Consider the following 16,107-nt stretch of genomic DNA (forward strand, 5'->3'; position numbering starts at 1 on the left):
GCCCGGGCTCCGAAGATTTCCTTCGGAGTCTTTTTATATGCAGATGGAAGTATTGAAACACTAATTGAATATGTTTATAATAAGTTAAGCGCTTAACTAGTTTTTTGTTTAATTTTGAAAGCGATATCAAACATGCGATAAGTACACGCGGAGGAGTGAAGAGGCCAATGGGTTTAGTGCCGATGAAAACAATATTATCACAGGCGGAGGAAGGGAATTATGGAGTTGGATCATTTAGCGTAGCTAATATGGAAATGGTAATGGGAGCTGTGCAGGCAGCGGAAGAGCTGCAGTCTCCGCTGATTCTGCAGGTGGCTGAGGTGCGTCTGAACCATTCGCCGCTGCATCTGCTTGGCCCACTGATGGTGGCAGCTGCCAGAAAGTCGGACGTGCCGGTAGCAGTGCATCTTGATCACGGAATGAGTACACCGGTCATTGAACAGGCCCTCGAGATTGGTTTCAGCTCTGTCATGTACGACGGCTCTCATCACGAGCTGGAAACAAATATTGAAAATACGGCCAGAATTGTTCAAAGGGCTGAAAAATACGGTGCCACTGTGGAGGCTGAAATAGGCAGAGTGGGTGGAAGCGAAGATGGTTCCGAGAATATCGAAATGCAGCTGACAAGTGTGGGGGACGCAGAGCGGATGGAAAAGGAAACTGGTCTGGATGCGCTTGCAGTAGCTATAGGAAATGCGCACGGCATGTACAAAGGCGAGCCGGACATCAGAGTGGACCGTCTGCGGGAAATTAAGGCCTGCACATCAGTCCCGCTTGTGCTGCACGGGGGTTCGGGGATCAGTGAAAGGGTGTTTCAGCAGTGTATCGGGGCCGGAGTGCGGAAGATCAATGTAGCGACATCGACATTTAATCAGGTGACAGAGCAGGTAAACGACACATTCGCCTCGAAGGGAGCTTATCAAAACTATTTTGATCTGCACCAGGATGAAGTGAAGGGAGCGAGGGCGAACGTTTTAAAGCATATGAATATTTTTGGCAGCGCAGGCAAAGCTTCTGAAGTCAAAATGAAATGAAATTCCCTAAAGGAGGGGTAAGATGCCTTTAATACGGATTGATGTTATCGAGGGGCGCACGGAAGAGGAGTTAAAGCTGCTCGCAGACGCTGTGCATGACGCAGTGGTTGAAAGCTTTGAAGTTCCGGCCAGGGACCGCTATCAGACAATTACTCAGCATAAGCCGTATGAAATGTATATCGAAGACACCGGGCTCGGCTTTGAACGGACGAATAATGTTGTGGTTATCCAGGTGATCAGTAAAACACGTACAGCAGAACAGAAAAAACAGCTGTATCAAAAAATTGCCGGACACCTGCAAAGCCGCTGTTATATCGATCCGGCAGACGTGATGGTGTCGATTACTGAAAATACAGAAGCAGATTGGAGCTTCGGACTGGGAGAAGCCCAGTTTTTAAACGGGAAGCTGTGAAGGCTGGAGGCTGTCTGCGGGCAGCTCCGGCCTTCTTTTGCCAGAATATTGCATTCATTCGGGTGGGGGAGTACGATAATGATAAGTTGTTAAAGAGAAGGGAGAAAGGAGCTGCTTTCATTGCACGAATGGGAAGAACAACTGCGCGCTCTTTTAAGTAATAAACGGGTGTTTACAGAGCTTGCCGACCGATACAGCTACAGCTTTGATGCTTCTTTTGGCGAGCATCTGCCGGAAGTGGTCGTACAGCCCAAAACGACAGAAGAAGTACAGACAATCATGAAAATTGCCAATCAGTTCGGCTTGGCCGTAACGCCCAGAGGGCAGGGCACCTGTCTGAGCGGAGGTCCGCTGCCGGTTAAGGGAGGAATACTGCTGGACATGGCTCAATGGCCCCGGGAAATTAACGTTTTCGCTGATGACTTGATTGCAGTCGTCACGCCGAGTGTGCTGACAGCTGATATTCATGCAGCCGCTGAAAATCACGGTTTAATGTACCCGCCTGATCCAAGCAGTGCCCACGTGTCAACGATTGGCGGGAATCTGGCCGAAAATTCCGGAGGGCCGAGAGGGCTGAAGTACGGCGTGACCAAGGATTTTGTGATCGGTCTTGAAATTGTTACGCCCGAGGGTGACATTATGCATACAGGCGGGCGAACGATTAAAAATGTAACCGGTTACGATTTAACAAAGCTGCTTGTCGGCTCCGAAGGGACGCTTGGCGTGATTACAAAAGCGACGCTCAAGCTGGTCCCAAAGCCTCCGGCCGTACAAACGATGATGGCCGCTTTTACAGATATGGCAACAGCCGGGAAGGCTATCTCCAAAACGCTCACCTCAGGAGTGCTTCCGGCAAAAATGGAATTTATGGACCGGGCCTGTATTGAAGCCGTCGAGCGGTACCGCCCGTCAGGTCTTCCCACCTCCTCGGAAGCACTGCTTTTGATCGAACTCGACGGGCATCCGGAGACAATTAAATTAGAAGCCGAACAGGTGAAACAAATTCTCGAGGAGCTGCAGGCAGATCCAATTATTACAGCGGAAAGCGACGAGGAAGCACAGAAGCTGTGGAGTGCAAGAAAGCTTGTGTCGCCGGCAATTGCGACGATTAAACCGACAAAAATTTCTGAAGATGCTACGGTGCCGAGAAGCCGGATTCCTGAAATGATGGATCGGCTGAAGCAAATCAAGGAGGAGTATCAGGTGGAGCTCGTCGTATTCGGGCATATCGGGGACGGCAATCTGCACCCGGATATTATGTGTGACCAGCGGGATGAAGAAGAAATGATCCGCGCTGAAAAAGCGGTCGCAGAAATCTTCCGGGCGGCCCTGGACCTTGGCGGGACGCTTTCCGGAGAACACGGCATCGGCACGATGAAAGCCCCCTTTATGGAACAGGAAATGGGAGAGGTGGGAGTATCGATGCTTAAGCGGATTAAAGAAGCCTGGGACCCCAACAACATTATGAATCCGGGGAAAATCTTCGCAGAAAAAGGGCAGAAGCTGGTGCTGCGTGATGGCTGATACACTTAAAGGCATGCTCCGCTACGATTTGACCTTTGACTGTGTGCAGTGCGGCTACTGTCTTCCTGTTTGCCCGACCTATGAAACGATGGAGCGGGAGACGCACTCCCCGCGCGGCCGTATTAATTTAATAAAAATGGTAGCAGAGGGAAAAGCGTCAGTGGAGGATTTAAAACAGCCGATCGACAAATGCCTGGGATGCATGGCATGTACGACTGTATGCCCGACAGATGTACAGTATGGACAGCTGTTTGAAAGTGCAAAGCATGTAATTGATGAATACGAAGAAAAAACGTTCGTACAGCAAAAAACCGAGCACTTTTTGTTTCACTCATTCTTTCCTTCTGCGGCATGGATGCACCAGCTTGGAAATGCCACGTGGCTGTATCAGGTGAGCGGTCTGCAAAAAGCGGCCCGGGGGTTGAATTTAATGTCTGCGGCACCGCTTCACCTCGGTAAATTCGAGCAGGTGCTGCCCCCGGTCCCTTCCCCGAAAGAGAGGCATGCGAGGAAAAATCGCCTGCACCCGGCCGGGCCACCGAAAGCAGTAGTTGCTTTTTTCACCGGGTGTGTGATGGACAGTGTATTTTTCAGACAAAATGAGAAAACGATGGAACTGCTCCGGCTTTCCGGGGCAGAGGTGCAGCTGCCGAAAACGCAGACCTGCTGCGGAGCGCTGCATGCCCATGCAGGCAAAGAGCCTGAAGCTGTAGAGCTTGCCAAGCAAAATATACAGGCGTTTGAGGAGAAGCCGGTTGACTATATCGTAAACAATGCCGGGGGGTGCGGAGCCCAGCTGCATAAATACGGAGAGCTGTTTGCCGGTGATCCGGAGTGGGAAGAGCGGGCAAAAGCTTTCTCCGACAGGGTTAGAGATATTACTGAAGTACTGGTGGAGCTTGACGGTCTGGAGTTTACCGAAAGAGTCGAGGAAACCTATACGTATCAGCCTTCCTGTCACATGACGAATGTGCAGAAGGTAAAAGAACCGCCGCTGCAGTTGATCCGCTCCGTGCCGGGGGTTACGCTTAAAGAACTCGACCGGCCTGATTTCTGCTGTGGCTCAGCGGGCATCTACAATATTACGCAGCATGAGGATGCGATGGATATTCTGGATGTGAAAATGAAAGACGTTAAACGGCAGTGCCCGGAAGGAATTGTCACGACCAACCCGGGCTGCATGCTTCAAATGAAGCTGGGAGTGCAGCGGGAAGGTCTTGAAGAAGAAATTGATACGGTGCATATTGTGGATCTTTTGATGAAAGCAAAGCCGGTAACTAAAAAGACGGTGAAGGCGTAAAAGGAAAAAACAACAGGAGGGGGCTTTTGGTTTAGCGGCAGCCAAGAAGGGGGAAATGGTAACGAGTGTAAAAAGAAACGAGGCGTGAAGGGAGAAGGTAAAACCATGGTGTTGATTGATACAATATTTGTGGTTGTTACCTTCTTCTGGATCGCCGAATTTTTTTTATTCAGGCGGAAAGCCCCTTCAAAGGAACCGGAGTGTACTGAGCGCCGCTCATTCCGCTGGATACTTGCGGCCATCATTCTGTCGGTGGGGACCGCGGTGGTATTTGGCGAGACTGGTTTTCTCAGTCTCTCATCAGTTTGGCTGCAGGCCGCCGGCCTTTGTCTGTACGGAGCCGGCATTGCCCTGCGGTATTGGGGAATTCTCCATTTGCGGGACCAGTTCAGCAGAGACGTTTCTGTCAGAAACGGGGACCGCCTGGTAAGCAGCGGACCGTACCGTCGTTTGTGCCATCCGCTGTATACCGCTTTATTTTTCATTGTACTTGGCTTTTGCTTATTCATGAATAGCCCCGGAGCAGCAGTCATAAGTACAGGAGTCATGGTGCCGGCGCTTCTTTACCGTATCCGCATTGAAGAAGAAATGCTGCGCCAGACGCACGGCGATACGTATCGTTTATGGTGCCGGCAGAGAAACCGGTTGATCCCATTTTTGTACTAATTCACGGAGGTGTGCTATTTGAAGAAAAAAGCAATTGTCATCGGCGGAGGTCTTGGAGGCATGTCCGCAGCGATCCGGCTGCAGACGGATGGATATGAGGTAACGTTACTGGAGAAAAATGAAAACCTTGGCGGGAAACTAAACCGCCGCAGCGGGAAAGGATTCACCTTTGACACCGGGCCGTCTATTCTGACAATGCCATGGGTGCTTGAACAGCTGTTTCACAGCGCGAACCGTTACCTTGATGACTACATACAGGTAGAGCGGGTCGAGCCGCAGTGGAAGACATTTTTCGAGGACGGGACATCGCTGAATGTGACGAGTGATCTGCCCGGCATGATTGAAGAAGCAGCGAAAGTAACGGATCAGCCGAGCCGTAAAATTACGGAATTTTTATCCTATACCGAAGAAATGTATGAATTATGCATGAAAAGCTTTTATAAATACAGCATCGAAGATTTAAAGGATTTAAAAAGCCACCACACTTTGGGCGACTTAATGAAAATGGACCCGTTGAATACGGTGGCCAAAGCGACGCATAAACAGTTTGACAACAAATACCTCGAGCAGATGTTCAACTTTTTCATTATGTATGTTGGCTCTAATCCATACGCAGCCCCGGCCATTTTAAACCAGCTCGTTTATGTGCAGCTTGGACTCGGTATTCATTATGTGAAGGGCGGTATGTATAAAATTGCCGAAGGCATGGAGCGCCTGATGCAGGAGCTCCGGGTTGATATTCATCTGAACAGTCCGGTCAGCCGGCTCCTGGTGGAAAACGACCGGGTGCACGGTGTGGAAACAGAGGACGGAGAAACGTATGAGGCAGATGTGGTCGTGTCGAATCTTGAAGCAATCCCTGCCTATAACACGATTGCTCCTCCGGAAGCGAAAGCGAAAAAAGAATCCAAAAAACTAAGCAAAACGTTTATTCCCACTGTTTCCGGAGTTGTGCTGTTGCTTGGAGTGAATAAAAAATTCGACGGGCTGCACCACCACAATTTCTTTTTCTCCGAGGATCCAGAGCTTGAGTTTAAGCAGGTATTCGAAGAAAAGGTTCCGGCCGATGACCCGACAGTGTATATCGGCATCTCCGCCCGTTCGGATGAAACGCAGGCGCCGGCGGGAAAAGACAACCTGTTCGTGCTGACGCATGTTCCTCCAATGGACGCCAAACAGAAAAAATCCTTTGACTGGGACAAATACCGGGAGACAATTTTGAATAAATTAGAACGAAATGGCCTGGATGGCCTGCGGGAGTCAATCGAATTTGAATACCGCTTCACCCCGGAAGGCCTTGAAGAACTCTACGGCGCCAACGGAGGCTCGATTTACGGCGTAGCCTCTGACCAAAAAGTAAACGGCGGATTCAAAGTGCCGGCGAAAAGCAGAATTTATGACAATCTGTATTTTGCCGGAGGCTCCACGCATCCCGGCGGCGGTGTACCAATGGTTACGCTGTCCGGCCAGCTGACAGCAGATCTGATTCAAAAACACGAGCAGGCAGAAGTAAAAAAATGACCCGTGAACCCTCCCCTGAACCAGGGAGGGTTTTTGTCTGTTCAAAACGAGGGGGGAACAAAGCAAAGGAGGCATAAGCCTTAGTTTTGTGATAATATAAATTAAGTATGAGATTCAACGAAAATAAAAGCGCATAGGCGGTAATTATACATAAAACGGGGGTTACATACCGATGGTACAATCAAAAGCTTCAATTACAGCATTAGGATCCTTTGTTCCGGAAAAACGACTGACAAATGATGATCTGGAAAAAATGGTGGAAACAAACGATGAGTGGATTACGTCCCGTACCGGCATCAAGGAACGCCGGATCACGGAAGAGGATGAGTTCACCAGCACGATCTGCGTGAAAGCAGCGGAGGAGCTGCAGCAGGTAAGCGGGAAGACGCTTGACGATGTGGATTTGATTATTGTGTGTACGCTGACACCGGACCACAAAACGCCGAGTGTCGCTTCTCTGGTACAGGCGAGTCTCGGCATTTCCGGAGCCGGTGCCTTTGATTTAAACGCTGCCTGTGCCGGTTTCTCCTACGGGCTGCATATGGCCGATGGCATGATCAGCTCTGGTCTTCACCGTAAAGTGCTGGTGATCGGTGCTGAAACACTGTCCAAAATCACGGATTATACGGACCGGGCAACATGTATTTTGTTCGGGGACGGGGCCGGAGCAGCTCTTGTGGAAGCGGATGAAAGCAATCCATCCTTTCTGGCTGCTCTCACAGACTCGGACGGCAAAAAAGGGGAATACCTGTATTGTACGGATTTGTCCAATCAAATTGGCGGACAGGAAGTGGACCCGGACGGCTATGTCGTCCAGAACGGCCGGGAGGTTTACAAGTGGGCGGTTAAGACCGTGCCCCAGGGCATCGATAAGCTTCTGAACGATGCGGGAGTGACGATTGAGGATATCGACTGGTTTGCCCCGCACAGCGCGAACATGAGAATGATCGAATCCATTTGCGAACGTACTGGTATTCCGGTGGAAAAGACGCTGACGAGCCTGGAGTATTACGGCAACACCTCGTCCGCTACGATTCCGCTGTCTCTCCGGGAAGCGCAGAAGGACGGACGGCTGAAAAACGGCGACCTCGTGCTTATTTACGGATTTGGTGGCGGTCTGGCACAGTCCGCGTTATTAGTACGCTGGCATGCAGAATAATTGAACTGAAGGAGCTCCCGGGGCCGGGGGCTCTTTTTTTGATGAGCAGCGAAGGTTATGATTATAGTGCGGCGGGTATAGAGAGTACGTAATCAATTCAGAACAGCATTGGAGGAAATAGCATGGCAGAGGTTGAAGGAAAAGTAGTTATACTTACCGGCGCTTCAAGTGGTATCGGTGAAGCAGCGGCTAAAGAATTAGCCGGCAAAGGGGCTAAAGTAGTGCTGGCTGCCCGCCGGGAGGAACGTCTTCAGCAGCTTCAAAAGGACATTGAACAGGACGGCGGCACGGCTGCCTATAAAGTAGTGGATGTCACCTCCCAGGAGCAGATGGACGAACTCGCCCAGTTTGCCAATGAAACGTACGGCCAAATTGACGTTATCGTAAACAATGCCGGGCTGATGCCGCTTTCGATGCTGCGGAACCGGCAGTTTGAAGACTGGAACCAGATGATCGATGTGAACATTAAAGGCGTACTTTATGGTATTGGCGCCGTTCTTCCCTATATGAGGGAAAGAAAAGAAGGGCACATTATTAACGTTTCCTCGGTAGCGGGCCATCAGGTGTCTCCGGGTGGCGCTGTCTACAGCGGCACGAAATACGCTGTGCGTGCTATTTCGGAGGGACTTCGTAAAGAGGAATCGCCGGAAAATAACATCCGCTCCACCATCATTTCACCAGGGGCTGTGGAATCGGAGCTTACCGAAACGATATCGGACAATCAGGTGAAAGCACGCGTAGATGAGCTGTATAAAAACGCCATCTCTTCAGATAGCATTGCACGCACCATTCGTTACGCGATTGAAGAACCGGCGGAAGTATCCGTTAATGAGATTGTCGTACGCCCGACCGCGCAAATGTAAAACCACGGCATCTGTCCACCTGGGCAGGTGCCATTGTCATTTATAGAGACGTACCGAATTTCACCATTGAATCAGTGCGTTTCCGGGTAAAGAAACTCATAGAGTGAAGGAGGTTTTTGATGGCAGAGCTATCATTTAAATATGTACACGTAAACGGCATTCGTCTTCATATCGCCACTGCGGGACCAAAGGACGGGGAAATGATCATTCTGCTGCACGGCTTCCCGGAGTTTTGGCGGGCGTGGGAAAAGCAGATGCATAAACTGGCGGAGGAGGGATATTTTGTCGTGGCCCCTGATCAGAGGGGTTATCATTTGAGCGCCAAGCCCTCCGGCACAGCACCCTACACGATGGACGCCCTCCGGGACGATATCATCGGGCTCATTTCTCACTTCAAAAGAGAAAAGGCTGTAATAGTGGGTCACGACTGGGGCGGGGCAGCGGGCTGGTATATGGCGCTTACCCGTCCTGAATACATTTCGCTGTTTATCCCTGTTAACATGCCGCATTTAACGGCTATGCCCAAGACGATGCTCACGCACCCATTGGATCTGCTCAAGGGGTATTACATGGCGGCCTTCCAGCTTCCCGCTCTTCCGGATAAAGGAGCTTCCATGTTCCAATATGCTGCATTGAAGGCTCACCTGACTGTGACAAGCTGCCCCGGAGCATTTTCAAAGCAGGAGCTGGACGGGTATCAGTTTGCCTGGTCCCAGCCCGGCAGCGTAACGGCCATGTTCAATTGGTTTCGGGCTATCCCATTCGGACCGGCAGAAGCGATGAGCACAGAAACCATCAATGTGCCCGTACGGATGATCTGGGGCATGCACGACTGGTTTTTGGGCACCGCTGCTGCTAAAGAAAGCCTGAAATACTGCAGCGATGGAGACGGGGTGTTTATTGAAGAAGCGACGCACTGGGTACATCATGAACAGCCAGAGCTTGTCACGCAGTTCATTAAAAGCTTTATTCAGGAAAACCAACTAGGGGGCAATACGTATGCAGAGTATCAGCTTTGAGACAATAAAAGTAAACGGCGTTTCCTTACACACGGCACTAGCTGGCCCGGAGGAGGGCCCGCTCGTCGTGCTTCTCCATGGCTTTCCGGAATTTTGGTATGAGTGGAGACATCTAATCGGGCCGCTTGCAGCACGCGGGTACCGGGTGGCGGCGCCGGATCAGCGCGGATACAATCAAAGCAGCAAGCCGCTTGAGATTGAAGCCTATGCCCTGGATGAGCTGCGTAACGACGTGACAGGGCTTATCAAAGCGATGGGCAGGGAAAAAGCAGTGATCATCGGCCACGACTGGGGCGGGGCGGTAGGCTGGTATACGGCAGCATCAAGGCCGGAATATGTAGAAAAATTTATTGCTATCAATATCCCACATCTCCCGGCGATGCCGGCCAGTATGAAAAAAGATCCGACCCAGCTTTTGAGAAGCTCGTACATGCTGTTTTTTCAGCTTCCCAGGCTGCCGGAAAAACTGCTCGCCTATAATGACTTTGAAGAGTTTGCCAACGGTCTCGTGAAAACAAGCAGGCCGGGAAGCTTTACAGAAGAAGACCTGGAAAGATACAAAGAAGCATGGTCGCAGCCAAATGCGGTCACGACCATGATCAATTGGTACAGAGGGATGAGAAAAGGGCCGAAGGATATTGTGGAATCAAGCCATGTGACCCCGCCGGTACGGATCATATGGGGCGTGGGGGATGCCTTTCTATCGAAGGCCTCTGCCCGGACGAGCCTTGAATACTGCCGCTCCGGAGAATTGATTTTTGTATCCGATGCGACGCACTGGGTGGTTCATGAGCAGCCGGATATTGTGGAGCATTTGATTACGGAATTTATAGAACAAACGTGAAACCGCCGCTCAGGCGTTGGCTCTGCGGAAGCTTATAGTGGCAAGCGCAATTAAAATAGAAGTGAATACGACTAAAAAGAACAGCTCCTCTGCGATTGTCACTGTACGTCCGAACAGCTGGAGGTTTAGTCCGAGTGCGTCCTGGGCGGCAACCGGCAAATCAGCGGCCCCGGTCATCACTTTCTTCATAGCGTCTACCCCGTAGGTGACAGGGTTGACTTTAACAAGTATATCCATCCAGGCCGGCATGTTAGTTACCGGAAACAATGCTCCCGAAAGAAAAACCATTGGAAATACAAGTACCTGCACAATCAGCTGGAAGCCCTGCGTCGATCGAAGAAGGCTCGCTATCAGCAGGCCGAGGGAAGCAAGTGTGCAGGAAAGCAGAAACATAATCGGCAGCACAGCCAGTACGTTGCTCCATTCGTAGGTTACGCCGAGAACAGGGATCAAAATAAACATCAGCACTCCCTGCATAAAAGCAACCGTAGAGGCCCCGAGCATTTTGCCGATGGCAATGTTCACCCGGGAAACCGGGGACACGAGAATTTCTTTCATATAGCCGAATTCTTTATCCTGGATAACTGATAAAGAAGAGAAAACCGAAGTCATTAAAAGGGTCATGGCGACAATACCCGGAAAAATGAACGTAAGATAATTAAAATCTTCGATTTCAGAGGTTTGATTCATCACCAAATTTTCCATCGTTCCGCTGAAGCCGCCGCCAAAAATAATTAAAAATAAAATAGGCATCGCAAAAGAGCCGAGCAGACGGGGGCGGTCCCGGACGAATTTCATTAAATCCCGCTGCCAGATGGCAAAAATACCTTCCATATGTTTGATCTCCTTTCTTAGGCGGGGCCGGCTTTAATATCGCGTCCAGTATAGGACAAAAATACGTCATTGAGCGTAGGCCGGCGTATGTTCAGGCTCGTAATCGGAACGTGAATCTGCTGCAGAAAAGTAGAAATAAACTGGTCGCTGCTTGGCACCTGGATGCGCAGAAGGCCTGCTTCCTGTTTTATTTCTGCTTCCGGCATAGCTGACTGCAGCTGTGTGGCAACAGTGTCATTGTCCTCGGTTCCAAGTTCAATGACGTCCCCGCCCACCTCCTGTTTTAAGCGCTCAGGTGTATCTAGGGCAATGATGGTGCCTTTGTCCATAATAGCGATCCGGTGGCTGATTTCTGCCTCATCAAGGTAGTGGGTGGTAAGAAATATCGTGATATTTTCTTTTTCCTTCAGGCGGAGAATATATTCCCAAATATGGGCCCGCGTCTGGGGATCGAGGCCTACCGTCGGTTCATCCAAAAAGAGAACCTTCGGGTAGTGCAGCAGCCCACGGGCGATTTCGAGCCTTCGTTTCATCCCGCCGGAGAATTCCTCCACTTTTTTCTTTTGATTGTCGATCAGATCTACAATTTCAAGTACCTCCTGAATACGTTCAGTCCGTTTATGTTTAGGAACACGGTAAAACCGGCAGTGAAGCTTTAAGTTTTCGAGGGCGCTTAATTTTTCATCGAGCGTATTTTCCTGAAAAATGATACCAATGCTTTCGCGGACCTTTGCCTTCTGCTTAAAAGCGTCGTAGCCGTTAATGATAACGCTTCCGGAAGTGGGAGCGAGCATTGTACAGATCATGTTGATGGTCGTGCTTTTTCCTGCACCGTTTGGGCCCAGAAAGCCAAATATCTCTCCCTGCGCGACGTCAAAATGAATACCCTTGACTGCTTCCATATCTTTGAATGATTTTCGCAGTTCGTGCACCTGAATGATAGGTTCCATACATTTACCCCTACTTTAGCCATAGTCATTATGTTAGCGTAACTATATAACTTCAGGCAGTTATCGTCAATGAATACGAAAACGAAAACCGGAGCTGAGGGGTAGGCGAACGAAATTCAGGGTATGGGCTATTATAGAAGAAGGGGGCGGAAATAATGGAACTTCGAGACCATGTAAAGCAGTATCTGAACCAAAACAGTTCCTTCGAAGTGGAAACAGTGGAAGAAGTAGTCGATGAACGCAGACGAAGAAATGAAATGACACTCGCTCCGTCGGAACGACCAGCCGTAGCTGAAGTGTGGGATAAGGATATTGATTTAGAGGGAAGGCCCTTGACCGTGCGCAGATACAAGCCGATTTCTGAAGAACCGCTTCCTATAGTGATTTTTTTCCACGGTGGCGGATTTGCTGTGGGGAGCCTTGAAACTCATGACGCTTTCTGCCGGGTGCTGGCCAATGAATTGGAGGCTTATGTGGTAGCGGTGGATTACCGGCTCGCGCCGAAGCACCCGTTTCCGTCAGGAGTATACGACTGCCTCGATGCTGTACGCTGGGTACTTTCCGAGTACCGGGACTGGTCGAACACGGAGGACCGGTTTTACCTTTGCGGGGACAGCGCCGGGGCGAATATTGTATACGCAGCATCTACGCTGCTTCGAAAAGAAGAGACGTATCTTGAAGGACAAATGCTTCTGTATCCTGTCGCTGATTTTTACAACCGGGAGGAAGATCCTGCGTACGTGTCGTATCACCGTTTTAGTGAAGGCTATGGCCTGACGGCCAAAAATATAGGCGACTTTTGGGCGCATTACCTATCGGCCTGGGATGAGCGCAGAGACCCGCTGGCTGTACCGATGCAGGATGAAGATAAACGCGAAAATCCTCCTACTCTTATCATAACGGCAGAGTATGATGTCTTGAGGGATGAAGGCGAAGAATTGGCCCGTCAGCTGAAAGAAGCAAATGCAGAGGTTCATCATCACCGGGTGGACGGTACGATTCATGGGTTTATCAGCCATTTTCCACTTGAAGAGGACGGCCAGGAAGCGATGAACTACATGCGGGCATTCGTACACAAGCATATTGGAAAATAATGAACACCCATCCGGCAGCATACGGATGGGTGTTTCAGGCATATCAGAGGTCAGTCTGAAAAGTCCGGGATCAGCCGTTGCTCCTGAAATTCACGAAGCAGTTCCCGGAACATATCATCGCTGTTTACTACTTCAGTAAAACCAAACTGTTTCACCTTATTAGTATCAGACATAACGTCGTATTCTACGTTGAAAATGAAATCACCGAACGGCCAGGCAGCCAGTTTATCAAACGGAATATTCTGCAGACTGTACTTTTCCTGCATCTCCTCCCACAGCTCCTGCTGCTGCGGCATAAAATCAGAGAGTGTAATTGTTTGCACAGGCCCGGTGTTCATTTGGAACTCCCCGGCAATAACCGGCCACATGTGTTCCCACCGAAAAAAGTCTCCGTTGGTAATATTAAACGTTTCAAAGGCGCACGGTTCGTGCAGCGCAGCCCAGACGGAGCAGCGGGCAAGCAGGCCGGCATCGGTAACCTGGGCGAGCGACCGGTAGGTAATATCTTTTCCCGGAAAACGGAGCGGGAGACCGAGTTCTTTAGAAATAGAGGCATAGACAGCAATAACCATGCTTAAATTCATAGGGGTGCCTACCGAATAGCCGCATACGACGTCAGGACGCAAAATTGTCCAGGACCAGCTTTTCCCTTGCTGGTGATTTCGCAGGTAGTCCTCCTGATTGTAATAAAAGTTCGGCGGCATATGACGCGGATCGCTTTCCCGTGCCGGTGTTTTAAAGGCACTGAGATGGGCCCCGTACACTTTGGCTCCCTGCATCAATACAACACGCTGGAGCTGCTCAGATGCCGTTTCAACGGCCTGAACGGCACTTCGGAGCATATCAGTATTAACGGTGATCTGTTCTTTGGAGAGGGGATCATAGTCCTGGTAGGCTGCGTAAAAAATATGGGTGACGGCAGGCACGTCCTGAAGTGCCTGTGTGATTTCTTCTTCTTTTAAGAGATCGGCCTCCAGGTAATAATCGGCGCCGTGGGTGTCCTCCGGCTGATGCCGGGAGATGCCTATAGCGGTCCAGTCTTCGAGTGATGAAATATGTTTTAAAATACTGCTGCCTATTATGCCGGTCGCTCCTACGACAAGGGCGGTTTTAGTCATTTAAGAGAACTCCTTTCGGAATATACGGTAATACAGCTGTATACCACAAATCGCCGGAGACCTAACCACCCTGCCCGGAAAAAACGCCCGGACGACTGTCCGGACGATAGTCATTACGTATTCTGCTGTTCAGCGGCACGAAGCTCTTCGAGACTCAGGCCGAAGGTCATTTCAAGGTGGGGATAATCTTTAAACCCGGGCCAGTCCCCGCCCCAGCTGAAACCAAGCTCCTTAGCAATCTCCAAGGCCTCCGTCCAGTCTGCTTCCCCGTTACCATTATCATCGCGTTCCATATCCCAGACAAGCTCTCCGTCTGGTGTACGTAACGCAAAATCAACGGCGAGCCCGTAATTATGATATGATTCTCCGCCCCGGGCCCGAGTAACAATTTCTCCCTGTGTCGTCCGGCCCTGGGCGTATAGAGCATCCTGTTCTTCCACCGAACGGTATTCATCCGTTACTACAACTTCGATCCCCTGCTGCTCTGCACGCTGAATCCATTCATTTTTTCGTTCCTCCACGACAGGGTGAAGGCTGTTCTGTTCAACAACTTCGCTTGCTTCCACCTCGGGAAGGGGATTCTGCCTGCTGTTCCATCCGAGTACGACCAAAATGAGAAGCAGCCCGGTTATAAATAGCAAGACATGTTTTTTCACTCAGCTGATTTCCTTTCTTTTTTCAACCTGCGTATAGGAAGTATAAACGAGTATTTGGGGCCCCGAACCGTCTGCCTTTAGGCGGGAGTGTTTTCGAGGGCCTGGGCAGCCAGGGCAAATCCGCCGGTGATGCCCGCATCATCGTAGAGGCCCGGAGTAACAATATATTGATCGATATTGTGAGTGATCATTGGATCCTGAACGTATCCATGAAGCAGCTGCTGCGTCTGTTCCTGTACTTTTGCGAGCAGGGAAGGCTGTTTGCTTACGCCGCCGCCGATAATAATCCGCTCGGGAGTAAGAATCAGAATGTAATTCATTATGGCCTGCGCGAGATAATACGCTTCAAGGTCCCATACCTCCGGGCGGGAGGTCAGTTCGCTGCCTTTTTCTCCCCAGCGCTGTTCCACCGCGGGTCCTGAAGCAAGCCCCTCAAGGCAGTCGCTGTGGTAGGGACACGTGCCGGTGAATTGGTCCTCCGGATGCCGGCGGACTATAATATGTCCGGCTTCCGGGTGGTTCAGGCCTTCAAGAATATTGTTGTTAATCACAGCACCAACACCGATCCCGGTGCCGACTGTCATATACAGGCAGCTCGTCTTTCCGGCACCCGCGCCGTGCTTCCATTCTCCGAGCGCTGCAGCATTAACATCGGTGGTGAAGCCTGCCGGGACAGCGAGGTGTTTTTGTACGTCTCCGAGAATGTTAAAGTTTTGCCATGCTGTTTTTGGCGTTGTGGTGATATAGCCGTATGTATCATTTTTTGTATTAATGTCAATCGGACCAAAGGAACCGATGCCAACAGCTTCGATAGAAAAAGCACGGAAAAAATCGTACACGTGCTGCATAGTTTCATCAGGTGTTGTGGTTGGAATAGAAATGCGTTCTTTGATATCACGGCCGTTTTCACTGACCGCGCAGACAAATTTAGTCCCTCCTGCTTCAATGGCGCCGAGCATATAAATAACCTCCTGGTCTTATTCTGAAATATTAAACAGCCTTCTATAAAATAAGAGAATATTTTCATGTTGATAAAATGCTGCACACTTTTTAATCGTACCTTTTTTTTCTGATTTTGCAAATATGAAATATACTTGCCGGACGGGAAAGGAG

Annotated in this window: 16 protein-coding genes; 11 read left to right on the forward strand and 5 right to left on the reverse strand. The window is 50.1% G+C overall.

Translation table 11 applies throughout. The features are described from left to right. The first annotated feature begins 167 nt into the window (after positions 1 to 167). From G548_RS0106105 to G548_RS0106150, 10 genes are all read left to right on the forward strand, one after another. Entirely contained in the window at positions 168 to 1,034 is an 867-nt protein-coding gene (locus G548_RS0106105; protein WP_022793268.1) for a class II fructose-bisphosphate aldolase, read from the forward strand. Between the two features lie 22 nt (positions 1,035 to 1,056). Further along, a complete protein-coding gene (locus G548_RS0106110; protein WP_022793269.1) occupies positions 1,057 to 1,446 on the forward strand; it encodes a tautomerase family protein in 390 nt (129 codons plus the stop codon). Between the two features lie 120 nt (positions 1,447 to 1,566). Beyond that, on the forward strand, positions 1,567 to 2,970 hold the full coding sequence (locus tag G548_RS0106115; protein ID WP_022793270.1) for an FAD-binding oxidoreductase: 1,404 nt from the start codon (positions 1,567 to 1,569) through the stop codon (positions 2,968 to 2,970). Then, positions 2,963 to 4,270 (forward strand): (Fe-S)-binding protein, encoded by a 1,308-nt coding sequence (locus G548_RS0106120; protein WP_022793271.1) that lies wholly within the window; start codon positions 2,963 to 2,965, stop codon positions 4,268 to 4,270. The genes G548_RS0106115 and G548_RS0106120 overlap by 8 nt, the downstream gene beginning before the upstream one ends. A 105-nt stretch (positions 4,271 to 4,375) precedes the next feature. Next, positions 4,376 to 4,936: a methyltransferase family protein gene (locus G548_RS0106125; RefSeq protein WP_022793272.1), complete on the forward strand. Its 561-nt coding sequence runs from the start codon at positions 4,376 to 4,378 to the stop codon at positions 4,934 to 4,936. An 18-nt stretch (positions 4,937 to 4,954) separates the two neighbouring features. Continuing rightward, positions 4,955 to 6,457, forward strand: coding sequence for a phytoene desaturase family protein (locus G548_RS0106130; RefSeq protein ID WP_022793273.1), 1,503 nt, complete (start codon positions 4,955 to 4,957; stop codon positions 6,455 to 6,457). A 172-nt stretch (positions 6,458 to 6,629) separates the two neighbouring features. Then, the gene (locus tag G548_RS0106135) at positions 6,630 to 7,616 is read left to right on the forward strand and encodes a ketoacyl-ACP synthase III (RefSeq protein WP_022793274.1); all 987 of its coding nucleotides are present in this window, start codon (positions 6,630 to 6,632) and stop codon (positions 7,614 to 7,616) included. A gap of 122 nt (positions 7,617 to 7,738) precedes the next feature. After that, positions 7,739 to 8,479, forward strand: a complete 741-nt coding sequence (locus G548_RS0106140; protein WP_022793275.1) for an SDR family oxidoreductase — start codon at positions 7,739 to 7,741, stop codon at positions 8,477 to 8,479. Positions 8,480 to 8,598: 119 nt separating this feature from the next. After that, positions 8,599 to 9,498, forward strand: a complete 900-nt coding sequence (locus G548_RS0106145) for an alpha/beta fold hydrolase (protein WP_022793276.1) — start codon at positions 8,599 to 8,601, stop codon at positions 9,496 to 9,498. Then, complete coding sequence (locus tag G548_RS0106150) at positions 9,479 to 10,342, forward strand: alpha/beta fold hydrolase (protein ID WP_022793277.1); 864 nt, start codon at positions 9,479 to 9,481, stop codon at positions 10,340 to 10,342. Before G548_RS0106145 ends, G548_RS0106150 begins: the two co-directional genes overlap by 20 nt. A 9-nt stretch (positions 10,343 to 10,351) precedes the next feature. On the opposite strand, the gene G548_RS0106155 is transcribed toward G548_RS0106150, so the two are convergent. Together G548_RS0106155 and G548_RS0106160 are read right to left on the reverse strand one after the other, a co-directional pair. Beyond that, complete coding sequence (locus G548_RS0106155; protein ID WP_022793278.1) at positions 10,352 to 11,176, reverse strand: ABC transporter permease; 825 nt, start codon at positions 11,174 to 11,176, stop codon at positions 10,352 to 10,354. A gap of 17 nt (positions 11,177 to 11,193) precedes the next feature. Further along, complete coding sequence (locus G548_RS0106160) at positions 11,194 to 12,126, reverse strand: daunorubicin resistance protein DrrA family ABC transporter ATP-binding protein (protein ID WP_022793279.1); 933 nt, start codon at positions 12,124 to 12,126, stop codon at positions 11,194 to 11,196. A gap of 155 nt (positions 12,127 to 12,281) precedes the next feature. Between G548_RS0106160 and G548_RS17450 the strand changes: the two genes are divergently transcribed. Continuing rightward, complete coding sequence (locus G548_RS17450) at positions 12,282 to 13,220, forward strand: alpha/beta hydrolase (RefSeq protein WP_022793280.1); 939 nt, start codon at positions 12,282 to 12,284, stop codon at positions 13,218 to 13,220. Positions 13,221 to 13,270: 50 nt separating this feature from the next. On the opposite strand, the gene G548_RS0106170 is transcribed toward G548_RS17450, so the two are convergent. The 3 genes from G548_RS0106170 to G548_RS0106180 form a co-directional block, all read right to left on the reverse strand. Next, on the reverse strand, positions 13,271 to 14,338 hold the full coding sequence (locus tag G548_RS0106170) for an SDR family oxidoreductase (RefSeq protein ID WP_022793281.1): 1,068 nt from the start codon (positions 14,336 to 14,338) through the stop codon (positions 13,271 to 13,273). Between the two features lie 113 nt (positions 14,339 to 14,451). Beyond that, positions 14,452 to 14,994 carry a M15 family metallopeptidase gene (locus G548_RS0106175; protein WP_022793282.1) on the reverse strand — a complete coding sequence of 181 codons (543 nt, stop codon included), beginning with the start codon at positions 14,992 to 14,994 and terminating at the stop codon, positions 14,452 to 14,454. Positions 14,995 to 15,071: 77 nt separating this feature from the next. Next, positions 15,072 to 15,953 carry an ROK family protein gene (locus G548_RS0106180; protein ID WP_022793283.1) on the reverse strand — a complete coding sequence of 294 codons (882 nt, stop codon included), beginning with the start codon at positions 15,951 to 15,953 and terminating at the stop codon, positions 15,072 to 15,074. Between the last annotated feature and the right edge of the window lie 154 nt (positions 15,954 to 16,107).

The organism is Marinococcus halotolerans DSM 16375, from assembly GCF_000420725.1.
GTDB lineage: Bacteria > Bacillota > Bacilli > Bacillales > Marinococcaceae > Marinococcus > Marinococcus halotolerans.